The organism is Streptomyces purpurascens (assembly GCF_045040895.1).
Lineage (GTDB): Bacteria > Actinomycetota > Actinomycetes > Streptomycetales > Streptomycetaceae > Streptomyces > Streptomyces purpurascens.
This window is the reverse complement of sequence record NZ_CP108341.1, coordinates 4,062,631-4,080,283: the sequence shown is the minus strand read 5'-3', so window position 1 is coordinate 4,080,283 and position 17,653 is coordinate 4,062,631. Positions and strand designations below refer to the sequence as shown.

Here is a 17,653-nt window from a genome sequence, read left to right as displayed (position 1 = left end):
GGGAACGACTGACGGGACCGGGGCTCAGTCCCGCAGTTCCGTCAGGAAGTCGATCAGTACCTTGTTCACCTCGGCGGGCCGCTCCTGCTGCGTCCAGTGGCCGCAGCCCGGCAGCACGACCGGCTCGCGCCGCAGGTTCGGCATCAACCCGGGCAGTGCCTCGATCAGTTCGGGCGTGCCCGGGAAGGCCGGGACCAGGTCGCGGTCGCCGTACACGTACAGCGCGGGCGAGGACACGACCGCGCCCTGCCACGGGGCGGTCAGCTCCCAGTTGCGGTCCAGGTTGCGATACCAGTTGAGCGCGCCGGTGAAGCCCGGCTCGAAGCTCTCGGTGAGGGTGTCGAGGTCCGCCTCGGTGAGCCAGTCGGGCAGCACCTCGGGGTTCGGGGCGTCCGCGAGCCAGCCGCGCCCCAGGTCCTCGACCAGGGCCTGCTCGGGACGGCCGGCGTCCGGCGCGTCACCGGAGGCGGAGTACAGCAGCTTGCGCAGGGCGGTGCGGGTGTCGGCGGCGAACTCGGCGTCCGCGACGCCGGGCTCCTCGAAGTAGTTCCAGTAGAAGTGCCCGCCGAACCGCTCCCGCATGGTCTTGAGCGGCGGCTGCGCACCACGGAAGGGCGGCGGCACGCTCAGCCCGGCGACCCCGCGCACGACGTCGGGCCGCAGCAGCGCGGTGTGCCAGGCCACCGGCGCCCCCCAGTCGTGCCCGACGACGAACGCCTGCTCCTCGCCCAGCGCGTGGATCAGCCCGACCACATCGCCCACCAGGTGGAAGATGCTGTACGCGGACACGTCCTCGGGGCGGTCACTGCCGCCGTACCCGCGCTGGTCGGGCGCGACCACCCGGAAACCGGCCTCGGCCAGCGGCCCGAACTGGTGCCGCCAGGAGTGCCAGGACTCCGGGAAACCGTGCAGCAGCACCACGAGCGGGCCCTCGCCCTGCTCCGCGATGTGCAGTTGTATGCCGTTCACGTCGATCATCCGATGCTCAACCACGGGTCGAGCATACGCGTGTATGAGTAAACGACTTTTACTACCGCAACCGGTACGCACGCCCCCGCTCCGCGAACAGCCGGGCCTGCCGCTCACCCGCCGCGTTCCCGAGCGCGATGAGATGCGGCGCCTGCGCGACGCCCTGAGCCCGCCCCGCCTCGCTCGCGGCCCACAGCGCCCGCACGGTCCCCTGCACGGCCTCCGTCGGATGCCCGGCGATGACGGATGCACACGCGGTCGCCGCCTCCAGCGCCCCGCCCTCCGGCGCGAGTTCCGACACCAGCCCGACCTCGTACGCCCGCCGCGCCGAGATCCGCTCGGCCGTGCCCATCAGGGCCATCCGCGCGACCTCCCCGTACGGCACGCGCTGCGCCATGAGGACGGACTCGTAGGCGCTGACCATGCCGTAGGTGGTGTGCGGGTCGAAGAAGGCGGCGGTGGTGTCGGCGACGATGAACTCCGCCTCGCCGAGCAGGTAGAAGGCACCCCCGCAGGCCATCCCGCGCACGGCGGCGACGACCGGCTTCCACAGGTCGTTCGCCTTCGGCCCGATGCCGAGCAGCGGATCGTCCTGCGCGAACGGTGAGTTCGGCTGCGGCACGACGGCGTCCCGGTCGATGCCGGTGCAGAAGGCGCGCTCCCCGGCCCCTGTGAGCACGACGGCCCGTACGGTGTCGTCGAACCGCAACTCCCGCCAGACGTCGGCGAGTCGCCCGGCCATCTCCAGGTCGATCGCGTTGAGCCGGCCGGGCCGGTTCAGGGTGACGACGGCGACCCCGCTGTCCTTGTCGGCGCTGACGAGCACGCTGCTCATGGCCGCTCCAGGACCCACCGCGGCAGGCCGTCGTCGAAGACGACCCGCACGCGGGCGCCGATGCGGATGCCCTCCACCGGCAGCGAGTCGATCGGCTCACCGGGCCCGGCGACGAGGTTGCCGACGAGCCGGACGCGGGGCGCCTCGTCCAGCTCGACGACGACCACGTTGTACGGCGCCAGCTCCGCGTAGCCGGGCAGCAGCGGCGGATGCGGAACGACGTACGACCAGACATGGCCGCCACCCGAGACGAGGCGCCACTCGGACTCGAAGGACTGGCAGTGCGGGCAGCAGGGCCGGGGCGGGAAGCGGAGCTCGCCGCATCGGGCGCAGGCCTGGACGCGGAGCTCGCCCCGGGCGGCGTACCCCCAGAAGGGGGCGCCGTCGGGGTCGGTGACGGGACGCAGCATCTCAACTCCTCAGCAGAAGGGCGGAGGTCGGCACCCCTTCACCCGCCGTGACCAGACAGACGGAGGCGTCCGGCACCTGCGCGGTACTGGTCCCGCGCAGCTGCTTCACCCCTTCGTTGATGAGGTTGAAGCCGTGCACATAGGCCTCGGACAGGCCGCCCCCGCCGGTGTTCACGGGCAGCAGCCCGCCGGTCTCCAGCGCCCCGCCCTCGGTGAACGCCCCGCCCTCGCCGCGCCCGCAGAAGCCGTAGCCCTCCAGGGAGAGGAGGACCAGGGGCGTGAAGGCGTCGTAGATCTGGGCGACGTCCACGTCCTCGGGGGCCAGGTCGGAGTGCTTCCACAGATGCCGGGCGGCGCTCCAGGCGGGGCCGGTGAGGGGGTCGTCGTTCCAGTAGTTGACCATGCCGTGGTGCTGGGCGGGCAGCGACTGGGCGGCGGAGTGGACGTAGACGGGCTTGCGTCGGCAGTCCCGGGCCCGCTCGGCGGAGACGACGACACAGGCCAACGCCCCGTCGGTCTCCAGGCAGTTGTCGAAGAGGCAGAGCGGCTCGCTGACCCAGCGGGACGTCATGTACATCTCGCGGGTGAGGGGCCGGTCGTACATGATCGCGTCGGGGTTCTGGTTGGCGCGGTTGCGGCAGGCCAGGGCGACGTTGAACAGGTGGTCGCGGGTGGCCCCGTACTCGTGCAGATAGCGCCGGGCGAGCATGGCGATCTCGTCGACGGGCCTGAGCAGCCCGTACGGCCGGGTCCACTGGGCCGGGGTCGGGAGCTGGACGGCGGTGTTGGTCCACGGCCGGGGTCCGCTGCCCCGCTTGCGCGACCGCCAGGCGACCCCGACGTTCGCCTGCCCGGCCGCGACGGCGGTGGCGAGATGGGCGACGGTGGCGCACGAACCGCCGCCTCCGAAGCCGACCTTGCTGAAGAAGGTGAGGTCCCCGAAGCCGCAGGCCTTGGCCAGCTCGACCTCGTCCGTCTCCTCCATGGTGTAGGAGGCGAGGGCGTCGACCTCGCCGGGCGCGATCCCGGCGTCGTCGAGGGCGGCCAGCACGGCCCGGCAGGCCAGGGTGCGTTCGTCCTCGGGGAGTTGCTTGGCGAAGGGGGTCTGGCCGATGCCGACGATGGCCGTGGCGTCCTTGAGGCTCCCCGATCCTGCTGCCATTCCGCGCGCACCTCCGGTCCGAGCCGTCGCTGACAGGTCGTCAGATTACAGCTAATCTGACGGACAGTCAGCTACGGTGCGGGCTGCTACTCGGGCAACTGCTGGAGGCGTGCTGTGCGAGCGGATACGGCATGGGAGAGCGTTCCGGACCTGGTCCGGTCGGCGGCCGAGCGGTACGCGGACGTCGAGGCGGTCGTCGAGGGCCGCACCCGGATCACCTACGCGGAACTGGGCGCACGCGTGGAGCGCGCGGCGGCGGCCTGCCTGGCGAACGGGGTCGAGCCGGGCGACCGGGTCGGCATCTGGGCGCCCAACACCCTCGACTGGATCGTCGCGGCCCTGGGCGCGGTGTCGGCGGGCGGCGTGCTGGTCCCGCTCAACACCCGGTTCAAGGGCGCGGAGGCGGCGGACGTCCTGCGGCGCGGCGGGGCGCGGCTGCTGTTCGTGACGGGCACGTTCCTCGGCACCTCGTACGTGGCGTCGCTGCGGCGAGCGGCGGGGGAGGGCCCGGGCGCCGGCCCGCTGCCCGGCCTGCCGGACCTGGAACGCGTGGTCGTGTTCTCCGAGGACGCTCCCGCCGACTTCCTCACCTGGAAGGACTTCCTGGCGAGCGGGGAGGGGGTGGGGTCGGCGGACGTGCGCGCGAGGGCGGACGCGGTCGCCGGAGCCAGTCCCTCGGACATCATCTTCACCTCGGGCACGACCGGCCGCCCCAAGGGCGCGGTCATCACCCACGCCCAGACGCTGCGGGCGTACGACATCTGGGGCGAGCTGGCGGGCCTGGCCGAAGGCGACCGGTACCTCATCGTCAACCCCTTCTTCCACACCTTCGGCTACAAGGCCGGGGTGATCGCCTGCCTGATGCGGGGCGCGACGATGATCCCCCAGCCGGTGTTCGGCGTGAACACGGTCCTGGCCAACATCGCCGCGGAACGGGTGTCGGTGTTGCCGGGCCCGCCGACGCTCCTCCAGTCCCTCCTGGACCACCCGGCACGCGACGCGCACGACCTGTCGGCCCTGCGCCTGGTGGTGACGGGAGCGGCGGTGGTGCCGCTGCGGCTCGTCGAGCGCCTGCGCGCCGAACTCGGCATCGGCACGGTCCTGACCGCGTACGGCCTCTCCGAGGCGAGTGGTGTCGTCACGATGTGCCGGCGCGGCGACGACCCGACGGTGATCGCCTCGACGTCGGGCCGGGCCATCCCCGGCACGGAGGTACGGGTCGTGGACCCCGAGGGCGGGTTGCTGGGCCCCGGTGCGCCGGGCGAGGTCCTGGTCCGCGGCTTCAACGTCATGACCGGCTACTACGAGGACGGGCCGGCCACCGCCGAGGTGCTCTCGGAGGACGGCTGGCTGCGCACGGGCGACGTCGGCGTCCTGGACCCCGAGGGCAACCTGCGCATCACCGACCGCCTCAAGGACATGTTCATCGTCGGTGGCTTCAACGCCTACCCCGCCGAGATAGAGCAGCTCCTCGGCCTCCACCCGGACGTGGCGGACGTGGCGGTGATCGGCGTCCCGGACGCCCGGCTCGGGGAGGTCGGCAGGGCGTATGTCGTGCGACGGCCGGGCGCGTTGGTCACGGGCGACGACCTGATGGCCTGGTCACGCCGGGAGATGGCGAACTACAAGGTCCCGCGGGCGGTGGAGTTCGTGGCGGAACTGCCGCGGAACGCGAGCGGGAAGGTCCTGAAGGGGGCGCTGCGGGCTCAGGGCCTGGCCGGTGGCAGGGGCGGTGTCCCGGTCACGGACATGACGAGGGAGTAGAGGGTGGTGTCGGCGGCGATGAACATCCGGTTCCGCCGGGCGCCGCCGAACCGGATGTTGGCGACGGTGCCGGGGACCAGGACGCGGCCGAGGAGGGTGCCGTCGGGGTCGTAGCAGTGCACGCCCCCGTGCATGGCGGCGGCCCAGAGCCGCCCCTCGTCGTCGAACCGGATGTTGTCGAAGCTGCCGTTCGCGCCCTCGGCGAAGACCCCGCCGCCGCTCAGGGTGCCGTCGTCCTGGACGTCGAAGGCACGGATGTGGTTGGCGAGGCTGTCCGACACGTACAGCCGCTGCTCGTCGGGGTCGAACACGAGCCCGTTGGGGCCCTGGAAGCCGTCGGCCACCAGCCGCACCTCACCGCTGCCGGGGTCGACGCGGTAGACGTTCCGGGCGCCGATCTCGCTCTCGCCCCGATGGCCCTCGTAGTCGGTGGCGATCCCGAACTCGGGGTCGGAGAACCACACCGACCCGTCGGACTTCACGACGGCGTCGTTCGGGCTGTTGAGCCGCTTCCCCCGGAACCGCTCCGCGATCACGGTGACCGACCCGTCGTGCTCGGTCCGGGTCACCCGCCGATTGCCCTGCTCGCAGGTGATGAGCCGGCCCTGGCCGTCGAGGGTGTTGCCGTTGGGGTACCCGGCGGGGGAGCGGAAGACGCCGACGGCCCCGGTGGTCTCGTCCCACCGCAGCAGCCGGTCGTTGGGAATGTCGCTCCACAGGAGATACCGCCCGGCGGGCACGTACACGGGCCCCTCGGCCCACCGGCACCCCTCGTACAACGCCTCCAGCCGCGAGTCCCCGGCCTGACACCGACCCGTCCGGAACCGCTCGTCGAGGGTCTCGTACAACTGGGGTTGCTCGCCGGGCATGCGGCCGCCTCCACGATCGATCCGACTGGTGCTGATCTGCCGGACCCACTATCGCGCGCTGCCGCAGTCCATGTCCGGACTGACACCCGATGGCCGGGGCCGCACGGGCCTCCGCCAGGACGGAGACGCCTCGGAGCGGTATGGTAATTGGTATGGCAACGAAGAAGTACACCGTCACGCTGCCCGAGGAGCTCGCCGAGGAGATCCGGCAGGATGTCGGATCCGGCGGCTTCAGTGCCTATGTCACGCGGGCCATAGAGCGTCAGCGTGAGCGGGACCGCCTCGGTGAGCTGGTGGCCCGGCTGGAGGAGGAACACGGCTCCGTCACCGACGACGAGCTGGCGTCGGCAGAGGCTGAGCGCAGGGAGTTCGAGCGCCACTTCACGGAGCAGGGTGCTCCGGCCGGGCAGCAGCACCGGAAGGCGAGCTGATGCTGCCGTCCTGTTACGTGCTGGACTGCGAGGCGTTGTCACGAGCCGTACTGGGTGATCGGGCGATGCTCGCGCGACTCAAGGACGCCCACCGCTCCGGCATCCGTGTCGTGACCAGCTCCATGACGCTGATCGAGGCCTACCACGGCCGCGTGCAGCGTGCAGCCTGGGCGTGGGCCATGTCGCGTGTCGTCGTGGAACCCGTGACGCGGGACGTCGCCGACGCCGCTGTCACGCTGCTCCAGGACACGGGGCTGCACGGCCACAAGTACGCGATCGACGCGGCCCTGGCGGTGATCGCAGGGCGGCAGCCCGGGGGCGTGGTGCTCTTCACGTCCGATGAGGACGACATGGGAAAGCTGTGCGGGGCGAGCGTGCGAGTCGTCGCGTTGTAAGGCAACCTCGAGGGTTCGGGAGGTCATCGAAGCCCCGGCAGCGAGTGGCGTCGCTGCCGCTTGCGGAGAGAGTGTGCGGACCTTGTGGACTCCCGTGCGTCGGCCTGTGATCGGTGTCCCCCACGGCTGACGTATCCGCCGCGCACAAGGCAAACTGGCGTGGTTGCTCAGGATGTCTAGGGGGACTGCATGGACGGTGTACCGGACGGTGTGCCGCGCGTACCGGAGCAGCGGCGTCCCGACTCCTCAACGAAGTCGGCAGAACCGGGGGTTTCGACGACGCTGCGCTTCAGCGTGCTCGGACCGGTGCGCGCCTCGCGCGGCGACGAGCCGATCACCACCGGCTCCCCCCAGCAACGCGCCCTGCTCGCCGCCCTGCTGCTGCGCGAGGGCCGTACGGCCACGGCGGCGGAACTGATCGACGCCCTGTGGGGCGAGGAACCGCCCTCGCAGGCCCTGGCGGCGCTGCGGACGTACGCCTCGCGCCTGCGCAAGGTGCTGGACCCGGGCGTCCTGGTCAGCGAGTCCGGCGGCTACGCGGTACGCGGCCTCGCCGAGGGCGCCCTCGACCTGGCCGTGGCCCAGGACCTCGCGACCGAGGCGGAGAAGGCCCGGTCGGCGGGCGACCTCTGCCACGCCCGCGACACCCTGCGGCGCTCCCTCGCCCTGTGGGACGGGGAGACCCTGGCGGGCGTACCGGGCCCGTACGCCGAGGCGCAGCGCGTCCGCCTGGAGGAATGGCGGCTCCAGCTCGTCGAGTCCCGCCTGGACATGGACCTGGAGCAGGGCTGCCACGCGGAGGCCGTCTCGGAGCTCACGGCGCTCACCGCCGACCATCCGCTGCGCGAGCGGCTCCGCGAGCTGCTGATGCTGGCGCTGTACCGCAGCGGCCGTCAGGCGGAGGCCCTCGCGGTGTACGCCGACACGCGGCGCCTGCTCGCCGACGAACTGGGCGTGGACCCGCGCCCCGGCCTGAGCGAGCTGCAGCAGCGCATCCTCCAGGCGGACCCGGGCCTCGCCGAGCCCTCCTCCCCGGCCGCCGAGCCCGCCTCCGTGCCGGTGCGCCCGGCCCAGCTGCCGGCGACGGTGCCGGACTTCACCGGCCGCTCCGGGTTCGTACGCGAGCTCGGCGACATCATGACCGCCGCCGAGGGCCGCGTCATGGCGGTCTCGGCCCTGGCCGGGATCGGCGGTGTGGGCAAGACGACCCTCGCCGTGCACGTGGCCCACCAGGCGCGCTCGGCGTTCCCGGACGGGCAGCTGTACGTCGACCTCCAGGGCGCGGGCGCCCGGTCGGCGGAGCCGGAGACGGTCCTCGGCTCGTTTCTGCGCGCGCTCGGCACGGCCGACTCGGCGATCCCCGACTCCCTGGAGGAGCGCGCGGCGCTGTACCGCTCGGTCCTGGCGGGCCGCCGCGTCCTGGTGCTGCTGGACAACGCCCGTGACGCCGCCCAGATACGCCCCCTGCTGCCCGGCACGGACGGCTGCGCCGCGCTGGTCACCTCCCGGGTGCGGATGGTGGACCTGGCGGGTGCCCACCTGGTCGACCTGGACGTGATGTCCCCGGACGAGGCGCTGGCGCTGTTCACGAAGATCGTGGGCGAGGAGCGGGTGGCGTCCGAGCGGAAGGCCGCCCTGGACGTGGTGGCGGCCTGCGGTTTCCTGCCGCTGGCGATCCGCATCGCGGCGTCCCGGCTGGCGGCCCGCCGCACCTGGACGGTGTCGGTGCTCGCGGCGAAGCTCGCCGACGAACGCCGCCGCCTGGACGAACTCCAGGCGGGCGACCTGGCCGTGAAGGCCACCTTCGAGCTGGGCTACGGCCAGCTGGAGCCCGCCCAGGCCCGCGCCTTCCGCCTGCTGGGCCTGGCCGACGGCCCGGACATGTCCCTCCCGGCCGCGGCGGCGGTTCTGGACCTCCCGGTCGAGAACACGGAGGACCTGCTGGAGTCCCTCGTGGACACCTCGCTCCTGGAGTCGGCGGCCCCCGGCCGCTACCGCTTCCACGACCTGGTGCGGCTCTACGCGCGTGTGTGCGCCGAGCGGGACGAGCTGACGCCGAGCGAGCGGGGGGCCGCGCTGTCGCGCCTCCTGGACTTCTACCTGGCGTCGGCGGCGGGGGTGTACGCGATCGAGCGGCCGGGCGACCGGCTGGTGGACCATCTGGAGCCCACCTCGTACGCGGGGCTGCGTTTCGGCAACCGGCACGCCGCGCAGGACTGGCTGTACGCGGAGGCCATCTGCCTCCTCGCGTGCGTACGGCAGTCCGCGGGGCTGCCGGACATGCTCCCCCGGGCGATCGACCTGCTGTGGGCGGCGCACGATCTGTCCGAGTCCGGGGCCAACTCCCGCGAGTACGAGACGACAGCCGAGGCGCTCCTGGGCGCGGCCCGGCAGCGGGAACTCGGGCGGGCGGAGGGCCGGGCCCTGACGACGCTCGTCAACGTCCACCACGTGGGCGGCCGTTTCGAACGGGCCGACCAGGAGGCGGAGCGGGCCATCCTCCTCGCGCAGGAGGCCGACGACCTGTTCACCGTCTGCTGGGCCCGCAACGCCCGCGGCATCATCGCGCTGTACCAGAACCGCCATGAGGACGGCGAGGAGCATCTGTCCCGGGCCATCGAGCACTTCCGGGCCCTGGGGAACAGTCCGGGCGAGGCCGCCGCGCTGTGCAACCTGTCCCGGATCCATCTCGCGACCGGGCGGACCCAGAGCGCGGTCGCGCTGGCCCAGGAGGGCATCGCCATCTACGACGGCATGGGCAACTCCCTGCGCGGGGCCAACGCCCGCTACGCCCTCGGCCTCGCCCTCACCCAGAGCGGTGAGCTGGGCGACGCGGCCGACCGGCTCCAGGAAGCGCTGGGGGTGTTCCGGGACAGCAGGCAGCGCCTCTGGGAGGGCATGAGCCTGTTCCGGCTGGCCGAGCTGGATCTCGCCGCCCGGCGCCCCGCGCAGGCCGCCTCGAACGCCGAGATGGCGCTCACCGTGCTCCGCGGCATCGGCGGGGAGTGGCGGCGCGGCAACGTCCTCACCGTCCTCGGCCGCGCGCTCAGCGGCATCGGGCAGACGGGCAGGGCCCAGGTCTGCTGGCAGGAAGCGGCCGGGATCTACGAGGAGCTGGGCTCGCCCGAGGCCGCCGAGGTGCGCGCGTTGCTGTCCCCGGTGCAGGCGGCCTGACGACAGGTCCCGGGGCCGGCCGGCCGCGTTCATCGTTCGTTTATCGCGCCACGCCATGCTTGACGTAGTCGATCCGTCGCGTCGGGGGGCAGACGGGTCACTGCACTGGGCCTCGCACCTCAGAACTAGGGTGAACGGCCCAGGCGGGCCCGCCCGGTCACCCTCGGGGGAGTGACCGGGCGGGCCCGCGGACCTCAGTACTCGACCCACGCCAAGGAGAGTTGACGATCATGGGCGACGAGCTCAAGCCGCAGGACCTGCACGCGACCGACGCGAAGGCCGGCGAGGTGTCGACGGAGGACCTGCACGCCACGGACGAGGGCGCCGTGAAGAAGCAGGATCTGCACGCCACCGACGAGCCGCTCGAGACGAAGGACCTGCACGCCACGTCGGAGCCCTTCAAGCCGACGAAGTAAGCCACTCCCACACGGGGTTCGGCCGCGGCGGCGCGGAGGGGGAGCCGTCGCGGCCGATGCATGTCCGGAACCGTTCATCGGTTGTTGCGGGCTCGTCTCCCGCCGATCAGGTTCTCGCCTCGGGGCCGTCGCCCGCCCACATAGCTGACGATCCGTCAGATCGGCGCTACCGTGAGCGCCATGGACACCCACGACAGCTCGTTTCCGCTGATCATCTCCGTGGACGACCACACCGTGGAGCCCGCGACCGTCTGGCAGGACCGGCTTCCGGAGAAGTACCGGGACGTCGGACCCCGGATCGTCCGTGCGCCCGTGAAGGAGATGACCTTCCTCGGCGGGCGCTTCAGGCCCGTGATGGGACAGCCCGGCGACGACGGCCCGGTCGGTGACTGGTGGGTCTATGAAGACCTCCGCAGGCCTCTGACCCGCCTCGACACCGCCGTGGGGTACGACAGGGACGAGATACGCCTCGAAGTCATCACGTACGAGCAGATGCGGCCCGGTTCCTACGACGTCCCGGCCCGGCTCGCCGACATGGACGTCAATCACGTCCAGTCCGCCCTGTGCTTCCCGACCTTCCCGCGCTTCTGCGGCCAGACCTTCACCGAGGCCGAGGACCACGAACTGGGCCTGCTCTGCGTCCGCGCCTACAACGACTGGATGCTGGAGGAGTGGTGCGGCCCGGAGGCGCACGGGCGGCTCATCCCCCTGCCCCTCATACCCCTGTGGGACGCCGAGCTCGCGGCGGCCGAGGTCCGGCGCAACGCCGCGCGCGGGGCCCGCGCCGTCGCCTTCTCCGAGATACCGCCCTACCTCGGGCTCCCCTCCATCCACACCGACGGCTGGGACCCCTTCCTCGCCGCCTGCGCGGAGACCGGCACGGTCGTCGCCATGCACATCGGCTCCTCCAGCCGTATGCCGTCCACCTCCGCCGACGCCCCGCCCGCCGTCGGCTCCACCATCACCTACGCCAACTGCTGCTTCTCGATGGTCGACTGGCTGATGAGCGGCAAGTTCGAGCAGTTCCCGGGCCTCAAGGTCATGTACGCCGAGGGGCAGATCGGCTGGATCCCCTACATCCTGGAGCGGGCGGACGTGGTGTGGGAGGAGAACCGGGGCTGGGGCGGTGTCGCCGACAAGGTGCACCGGCCGCCGTCCGAACTCTTCGCCGAGCACGTCTACGGCTGCTTCTTCGACGACGCCTTCGGGTTGAAGAACCTCGACTCCATCGGCGTAGGGAACGTGCTCTACGAGACCGACTACCCGCACTCCGACAGCACCTGGCCCAAGTCCCGCGAGGTCGGCGAGGCGCAGATGGGGCACCTGGCGCCGGAGGTCGTGGAGCGCATCGTGCGGGGCAACGCCATCGAGCTGCTCGGGCTCACGGACGAGGGGCTGTGGCCGGGTGGTGGTGCGCGGTGAGCCTGCGGTACGGGATGCAGCTTCCCGTCCAGTCCCAGAGCACCCTCTACGCCGAGCCCTGGGAGGCGGAGGCCGGTCCCGAGGACCTGCTGGAGATCGCCCGCGCCGCCGACCGGTCCGGCTTCGCCTACCTCGCGAGCTGCGACCACGTCGGCATCCCGCGCCGGCTGGCCGCCGCGATGAGCACCATCTGGTACGACCCTGTCGCCACGCTCTCCTTCCTCGCCGCCGCCACCGAACGCGTCCGGCTGCTCAGCCATGTCGCGATCGTCGGGCTGCGGCACCCGCTGCTCACCGCCAAGCAGTACGCCACGCTCGACCACCTCAGCGGAGGCCGGCTGGTCCTCGGGGTCGGTGCCGGGCACGTCCAGGAGGAGTTCGAGGCCCTGGGCGTGGACTTCCACCAGCGCGGGGCCGTGCTCGACGAGTGCCTCGACGCCCTGCGCGCCGCCCTCGGACCCGACGAGTTCCCCGAGCACCACGGCAAGCTGTACGACTTCGAGGGACTCGGCCAGCGGCCCCGCCCTGCGCAGGCCCGAGTCCCCCTGTGGGTCGGCGGCTCCTCGCCCGCCGCCCTGCGACGGGCCGCGCTCAAGGGCGACGGCTGGCTGCCGCAGGGCGATCCGAGGGACCGGCTGCCCGGGCAGATCGCACGGATCCGGGAGCTGCGTGAACAGGCCGGTGTGCGGGGGCCGTTCACCGTGGGCGCCATCACCGAGCCGCTGTACGTGGGCGCGCCCCGCTGGGACGTGGGACGCAGGACCCTCTCCGGCGGTCCGCAGGAGCTCGCCGAGTCGCTGCGGGCCTACCGGGCGATGGGCGTGCACCAGATCCAGGTGCGGTTCCGGAGCCGTAGCCGCAGTGAACTGACCCATCAGATGGCCGCGTTCGGGACGGAGGTGGCTCCGCTGCTGTAAGAGCGCTGGGGGAGTGCCGTGCCCCTGAAGCGGGGGCGCGGCATCCCGGAGGCCTGTCTGACAGCCAGACAATTCATCCTTGAAACTTCGAACAACTCTCGCCCCGGCCACGTACGTAAGGGCGTCATGGCTTCGGCGGAAGGACACGCGAAGTGCGATCCCCCCGGCACGTCCGATCTTCCAAGGACGCGAGTACCACCGTTCGAGCAGATCCGTTCCGCAGGCTGTCCGTCGCCCTGGCCTGCGCGGAGGGCGACTGGCCGCACGACGACTGGCCGGACCCCGACGATCCGTACGTGGGCCGGGCGCTGGCCGTGTCCCCGCCCTTCCACGCGCTCCTCGAGCGTCCGTTGAAGGGTGCGGTGGACGTCGTCGTCCTGCGCTGCGAGGATCCGTCGACCGCCTACGCGGGGCTCCTGAAGGCCACGGGGGCCATGGGCGTCCCGGTGATCGTCGTCAGCCCCCGGCAGGACCCCGACACGGTGGTCGAGGTGTTCCGGGGCGGAGCGGGCTATCTGGTCGAGGGCGAGTACTGCACCGACATGCTGTCCTCGGCGGTCATGGCCGCCATGGTCGGCTCCACCTACCTCTCGCCGAGCGCGTGCGCCGCCCTGCGGGACGCGGCCCAGCGGATGCCCGGCGGCGGGGAGGCGGAGCGGCTGCGCTCGCTGCTCTCGCCGCGGGAGCGGGAGATCATGGAACTCCTCTCGACCGGTCTCGGCGCCCAGGAGATCGGCCTGAGATTACGGCTGACCGAGAAAACCGTCCGCAACAACCTCAGCAACATCTACGCCAAGCTCGACGCCCGTGGCGGCACGGACGCCGCGCTGCGGTGGCTGGGGGCCACGCCCGGCGACCAGTTGGGGTCGACCGCACGCTGACCCGGCGCTCCGGGCACCGACGATGAAGCCCCCGCGTGCGGCGCGGGGGCGGTTGTGCCTTGTTGCCGTTCGCGGGGCCGGTGCCGGTGCCGGTGCTGCCGTTACGGTCGGCGCTCCGGTGGCGGCTCCTGTTTCCGCTACGGCGCAGGTATCTCCGACAGTGGGATCTCGACGTCCGCGACGTTCGGGCCGCCCTCTTCGAAGCCGGGTTCCGCCCTGAGGCTGTTCGACGAGTTCTGGATTCCGCCGGCCTCGGGAGTTCCGCACTTCACATTGCGCAGCCAGAGGCGGCCGTCAGGGGTGCCGTTCTTCAGGAGCTGCGGATAGAAGACGTGCACGCTCGTGCCGCCCTCGCTGGGGGAGAAGAACACCTTCTGGCCGTCCTGCGCCTCTTTGTACGTGGCCTTGAGGAAGCCGCTCACATCGGTGCGCTTCTCCGACCACATGAAGAAGCCGAGGTGGTCGGCCTTCACGGTGTCGGTCCTGGAGAAGTCGAATCCGGTTCCCGTGTCGTCGCGCTTGATGCTGAATTCCGTCGTGTTGAACTTGGCGCCGATCTCGAAGAACGAGTTCCCCAGCTTCGAGTCCGCGGCGGCCGTGAACCCGTCCTCGAGGGTGATGGACCTCGTCACCGAGGCGGACACGCTGAAGTCCTTCGTGGCGGCGGTCGTGGATCCGCAGTTGTCCGTCACGGTGGAAACGCGCTTGTTCGCGCCCAGGCTGTTCCTCTTGACCTGGACATCGACGAATTCACAGTTGTCCAGTTTCGCGGAGTCCTCCGCGCAGTCCTTGGACACCTCGGAGGGGGTGGCGGCACCCGCCTGGTTCATCAGCGGAACGGCAACCGCGACGGCCACCACCGGGGCCAGCATGAGGGCGATGCGCTTCTTCTTGCTGCGGTGATGTCCCTTGCGGCCGGTGCGTGTCATCGTGCGTCTCCTTGGGGGGAAGTGGGGGGGAGGTTCGTCTGCCACGGGCGGCCGGGCTGTCGGCAACCCGTCGACAGGGGCGATCGGGAGCCCTCAGCAGTCCGTCAGGACGGGCTTGGCCACTCCGTCCGCGATTCCGGGGGCGCCGGCGGCTCCGGCCAGGACGGCGGGTCCCTCGATGACCTCGGGCGCCGCGAAGTTCTGCTCGGGGCTGGGATTGACGGCGAAGCTCCCCGGGTCGGCGTCGATCCGCACGCGCCATTCGCCCGTCATGCGCTGCATCTTCGGCGTGAACTCCATGTGCAGGACCTTGCCGACCGGGACTTCCCTCGTCTCCGTGTCGCCGGCGGTCACCGACCTGATCGTCAGGTCGGTCGTTCCCTTGTGCTTGAGCCAGGATCCGCTCAGAAAGCCGAAGAGGCCTCCGCCGGCGCCCTGTTGTGTCGCGGTGTACTTGCCCTCGCCCTGGCCCACGGTGGCCTTCCAGGTGATGCTGACCTTTGCCGGGTCGGTGGCGTTCGGCTCGCAGTTCGGGAAGTCGATCGAGGCCTTCTCCTTGGGGCCGTCGAAGGTCTCGAACTTCGTCTCGGCGAACTCGCAGTTGTCGGCCTGGAATCCGTCTCCCAGACCGCCTCCAAAATCGCTGGTCGACCGCTTCACACCGTCGATCACCGCAGACCTCTCGCACATCCCCATGATCTGCTCCGGCGTCTTCTCCTCGGCCGCGTTCGCCGACGGCAGCAGCGCCAGGACCCCGGCACCGGTGGCGAGCGCGGACCCGATGGCGATGAGTCGGACCTTCTTGCTCTTCAGGGCCCTCTTGCCCATGTCCTACTCCGTCCTTGGTGGCTTCTTTGCCTTACCGAGAAGGGATTATTGGCTCGGGCCGAAAGAGCCGACAGAGTCAAATGTCCCTACCGGCCAGTTGCTTGACGTGTGCATCACGACACACCCCGCGATCCCCCGGCTCTTGTCTGATGGATCGTCAGATACGACCATGGGCATCCTCCGAACCCGCATGACGACGTCAGGAAGGGTGTCCACGTGTCCACATCTCTCATGGGTGAGCCCACGGGCAAGCTCGACGGACGGGTCGTCATCGTCACCGGCGCCGCGCGCGGCCAGGGCGAGCAGGAGGCCCGGCTGTTCAGGGCCGAGGGGGCGCGGGTCGTCGTCGCGGACGTCCTGGACGACCAGGGCGAGGCCCTCGCGAAGGAGATCGGCGCCCGGTACGTCCATCTCGACGTGGGCCGGGAGGACGACTGGCAGGCCGCCGTCGCCACCGCCAAGGACGCCTACGGCCATGTCGACGGGCTCGTCAACAACGCCGGCATCCTGCGCTTCAACTCCCTCCTCGACACGCCCCTCGACGAGTTCATGCAGGTCGTCCAGGTCAACCAAGTGGGCTGCTTCCTCGGCATCAGGGCGGTCGCCCCGGAGATGACCGACGGGGGCACGATCGTCAACACCGCCTCCTACACCGGCCTGACCGGGATGGCCGCGGTGGGCTCCTACGCGGCGACCAAGCACGCCGTGGTCGGGCTGACCCGGGTCGCCGCCCTGGAGCTGGCCGGGCGGGGCATACGCGTCAACGCCGTCTGCCCGGGCGCCATCGACACGGCGATGTCCAACCCGGCCCGGCTGGACCCGGACGCCGATCTGAAGGAGACGGCGAAGGGCCTCGACCGGCTCTACCGCAAGCTCGTGCCGCTGGGGCGGGTCGGGCGGCCCGAGGAGGTGGCCAGGCTCGCCCTGTTCCTGACCTCTCGGGACTCGTCGTACATCACGGGGCAGCCGTTCGTGATCGACGGGGGATGGCTGGCGGGCGTCAGCGTCATCTGAACGACCGCAACCAGCTGACGGAGCGTCAGCTATTGACGCTCCCGAGGGCCGGTGGAACAGTCGGAGCCATGAATCTGACGGTTCGTCAGAAGTGACCGTGGGGCGGTGGATCTCCGTGGAATTCGGGCTCTTCGTACAGGGATACGTGGGCAAGCGGGCCGAGACCGACCCGCTCGCCGAACACAAGGCGCTGATGGAGGAGACCGAGTACGTCATCCAGGCGGACAAGGCGGGCTTCAAGTACGCCTGGGCCTCCGAGCACCACTTCCTGGAGGAGTACTCGCACCTCTCCGCCAACGACGTCTTCCTCGGCTACCTGGCGCACGCCACCGAGCGGATCCATCTCGGCTCGGGGATCTTCAACCCGCTCGCCCCGGTCAACCACCCGGTGAAGGTCGCCGAGAAGGTCGCCATGCTCGACCATCTCAGCGAGGGACGCTTCGAGTTCGGCAGCGGGCGGGGCGCCGGATCGCACGAGATCCTCGGGTTCCTGCCGGGGATCACCGACATGAACCACACCAAGGAACTCTGGGAAGAGACCATCGCCGAGTTCCCCAAGATGTGGCTCCAGGACGAGTACGCCGGCTTCCAGGGCAAGCATTGGTCGCTGCCGCCGAGGAAGATCCTGCCGAAGCCGTACGGGAAGTCCCACCCGGCGATGTGGTACGCGGCCGGGTCGCCGCCGTCGTACGCCATGGCCGCGAAGAAGGGGCTCGGCGTGCTCGGCTTCAGCGTGCAGAAGGTCTCCGACATGGAGTGGGTGCTGGAGCAGTACAAGACGGCGATCGTGGACGCGGAGCCGGTGGGTGACTTCGTCAACGACAACGTGATGGTGACGACCACGGCGATCTGTGCGCCGACCCATGCGGAGGCGGTGCGGATCGCGGCGAGCGGGGGGCTGCACTATCTGCCCTCGCTGGTGTTCCGGTACCACGACACGTTTCCCCGGCCCGAGGGATTTCCGGTGTGGCCCGAGACGCTGCCGGCGTACACCGAGGAGTTCGTGGAGGTGCTCATCGAGGAGGAGTTGCTGATCTGCGGGGATCCGGACGAGGTGCTGCGGCAGTGTGAGCGGTGGGAGCGGGCCGGGGCGGATCAGTTGAGTTTCGGGTTGCCGGTGGGGGTGCCGAAGGAGGAGACGTTGCAGACGATCCGGTTGGTCGGGGAGTACGTGATTCCGAAGATCGATACGGATCCTGTGCATCGGACTTCGCGGTTCCGGCAGGGGGTTTGAGCG

General features: G+C 71.0%; 17 protein-coding genes. 10 read left to right on the top strand and 7 right to left on the bottom strand.

Annotation, left to right across the window (positions count from 1 at the left end; all coding sequences use genetic code 11):
- Positions 1 to 24: 24 nt before the first annotated feature.
- The 4 genes from OHU35_RS18465 to OHU35_RS18450 are packed head-to-tail and all read right to left on the bottom strand — an operon-like array spanning position 25 to position 3,376.
- The gene (locus OHU35_RS18465) at positions 25 to 978 is read right to left on the bottom strand and encodes an alpha/beta fold hydrolase (RefSeq protein WP_189727079.1); all 954 of its coding nucleotides are present in this window, start codon (positions 976 to 978) and stop codon (positions 25 to 27) included.
- 52 nt (positions 979 to 1,030) lie between these two features.
- Complete coding sequence (locus OHU35_RS18460) at positions 1,031 to 1,804, bottom strand: enoyl-CoA hydratase/isomerase family protein (RefSeq protein ID WP_189726965.1); 774 nt, start codon at positions 1,802 to 1,804, stop codon at positions 1,031 to 1,033.
- Entirely contained in the window at positions 1,801 to 2,214 is a 414-nt protein-coding gene (locus tag OHU35_RS18455; protein ID WP_189726964.1) for a Zn-ribbon domain-containing OB-fold protein, read from the bottom strand. The genes OHU35_RS18460 and OHU35_RS18455 overlap by 4 nt, the downstream gene beginning before the upstream one ends.
- 1 nt (position 2,215) lies before the next feature.
- Complete coding sequence (locus tag OHU35_RS18450) at positions 2,216 to 3,376, bottom strand: lipid-transfer protein (RefSeq protein WP_189726963.1); 1,161 nt, start codon at positions 3,374 to 3,376, stop codon at positions 2,216 to 2,218.
- A gap of 114 nt (positions 3,377 to 3,490) precedes the next feature.
- Between OHU35_RS18450 and OHU35_RS18445 the strand changes: the two genes are divergently transcribed.
- Positions 3,491 to 5,140 carry a FadD3 family acyl-CoA ligase gene (locus OHU35_RS18445; RefSeq protein WP_405506040.1) on the top strand — a complete coding sequence of 550 codons (1,650 nt, stop codon included), beginning with the start codon at positions 3,491 to 3,493 and terminating at the stop codon, positions 5,138 to 5,140.
- Here the strand turns inward: OHU35_RS18445 and OHU35_RS18440 are convergent.
- Positions 5,083 to 6,009 (bottom strand): SMP-30/gluconolactonase/LRE family protein, encoded by a 927-nt coding sequence (locus OHU35_RS18440; RefSeq protein ID WP_405506039.1) that lies wholly within the window; start codon positions 6,007 to 6,009, stop codon positions 5,083 to 5,085. The two genes, OHU35_RS18445 and OHU35_RS18440, sit on opposite strands and share 58 nt — an antisense overlap.
- Before the next feature lie 152 nt (positions 6,010 to 6,161).
- On the opposite strand from OHU35_RS18440, the gene OHU35_RS18435 reads away from it, so the two are divergent.
- From OHU35_RS18435 to OHU35_RS18405, 7 genes are all read left to right on the top strand, one after another.
- Entirely contained in the window at positions 6,162 to 6,440 is a 279-nt protein-coding gene (locus OHU35_RS18435) for a hypothetical protein (RefSeq protein ID WP_189726960.1), read from the top strand.
- On the top strand, positions 6,440 to 6,835 hold the full coding sequence (locus tag OHU35_RS18430; RefSeq protein ID WP_359893511.1) for a hypothetical protein: 396 nt from the start codon (positions 6,440 to 6,442) through the stop codon (positions 6,833 to 6,835). The genes OHU35_RS18435 and OHU35_RS18430 overlap by 1 nt, the downstream gene beginning before the upstream one ends.
- Before the next feature lie 189 nt (positions 6,836 to 7,024).
- Positions 7,025 to 10,009, top strand: a complete 2,985-nt coding sequence (locus tag OHU35_RS18425; protein WP_405506037.1) for a BTAD domain-containing putative transcriptional regulator — start codon at positions 7,025 to 7,027, stop codon at positions 10,007 to 10,009.
- A gap of 230 nt (positions 10,010 to 10,239) precedes the next feature.
- Positions 10,240 to 10,425 carry a hypothetical protein gene (locus OHU35_RS18420; RefSeq protein WP_189726957.1) on the top strand — a complete coding sequence of 62 codons (186 nt, stop codon included), beginning with the start codon at positions 10,240 to 10,242 and terminating at the stop codon, positions 10,423 to 10,425.
- Positions 10,426 to 10,605: 180 nt separating this feature from the next.
- Positions 10,606 to 11,847: an amidohydrolase family protein gene (locus tag OHU35_RS18415; RefSeq protein ID WP_189726956.1), complete on the top strand. Its 1,242-nt coding sequence runs from the start codon at positions 10,606 to 10,608 to the stop codon at positions 11,845 to 11,847.
- Between the two features lie 14 nt (positions 11,848 to 11,861).
- On the top strand, positions 11,862 to 12,764 hold the full coding sequence (locus tag OHU35_RS18410; protein ID WP_359893514.1) for an LLM class F420-dependent oxidoreductase: 903 nt from the start codon (positions 11,862 to 11,864) through the stop codon (positions 12,762 to 12,764).
- Between the two features lie 152 nt (positions 12,765 to 12,916).
- On the top strand, positions 12,917 to 13,645 hold the full coding sequence (locus OHU35_RS18405) for a response regulator transcription factor (protein ID WP_189726955.1): 729 nt from the start codon (positions 12,917 to 12,919) through the stop codon (positions 13,643 to 13,645).
- A gap of 137 nt (positions 13,646 to 13,782) precedes the next feature.
- Here OHU35_RS18405 and OHU35_RS18400 read toward each other — a convergent pair whose 3' ends face one another.
- Positions 13,783 to 14,574, bottom strand: a complete 792-nt coding sequence (locus tag OHU35_RS18400; protein WP_189726954.1) for a hypothetical protein — start codon at positions 14,572 to 14,574, stop codon at positions 13,783 to 13,785.
- A 93-nt stretch (positions 14,575 to 14,667) separates the two neighbouring features.
- Positions 14,668 to 15,402 carry a hypothetical protein gene (locus OHU35_RS18395; protein WP_189726953.1) on the bottom strand — a complete coding sequence of 245 codons (735 nt, stop codon included), beginning with the start codon at positions 15,400 to 15,402 and terminating at the stop codon, positions 14,668 to 14,670.
- A gap of 231 nt (positions 15,403 to 15,633) precedes the next feature.
- Between OHU35_RS18395 and OHU35_RS18390 the strand changes: the two genes are divergently transcribed.
- Both OHU35_RS18390 and OHU35_RS18385 read left to right on the top strand, forming a co-directional pair.
- Positions 15,634 to 16,416, top strand: a complete 783-nt coding sequence (locus OHU35_RS18390) for an SDR family NAD(P)-dependent oxidoreductase (RefSeq protein WP_405509267.1) — start codon at positions 15,634 to 15,636, stop codon at positions 16,414 to 16,416.
- 115 nt (positions 16,417 to 16,531) lie between these two features.
- Entirely contained in the window at positions 16,532 to 17,650 is a 1,119-nt protein-coding gene (locus OHU35_RS18385) for an LLM class flavin-dependent oxidoreductase (RefSeq protein WP_189727076.1), read from the top strand.
- The last annotated feature ends 3 nt before the right edge of the window (positions 17,651 to 17,653 follow it).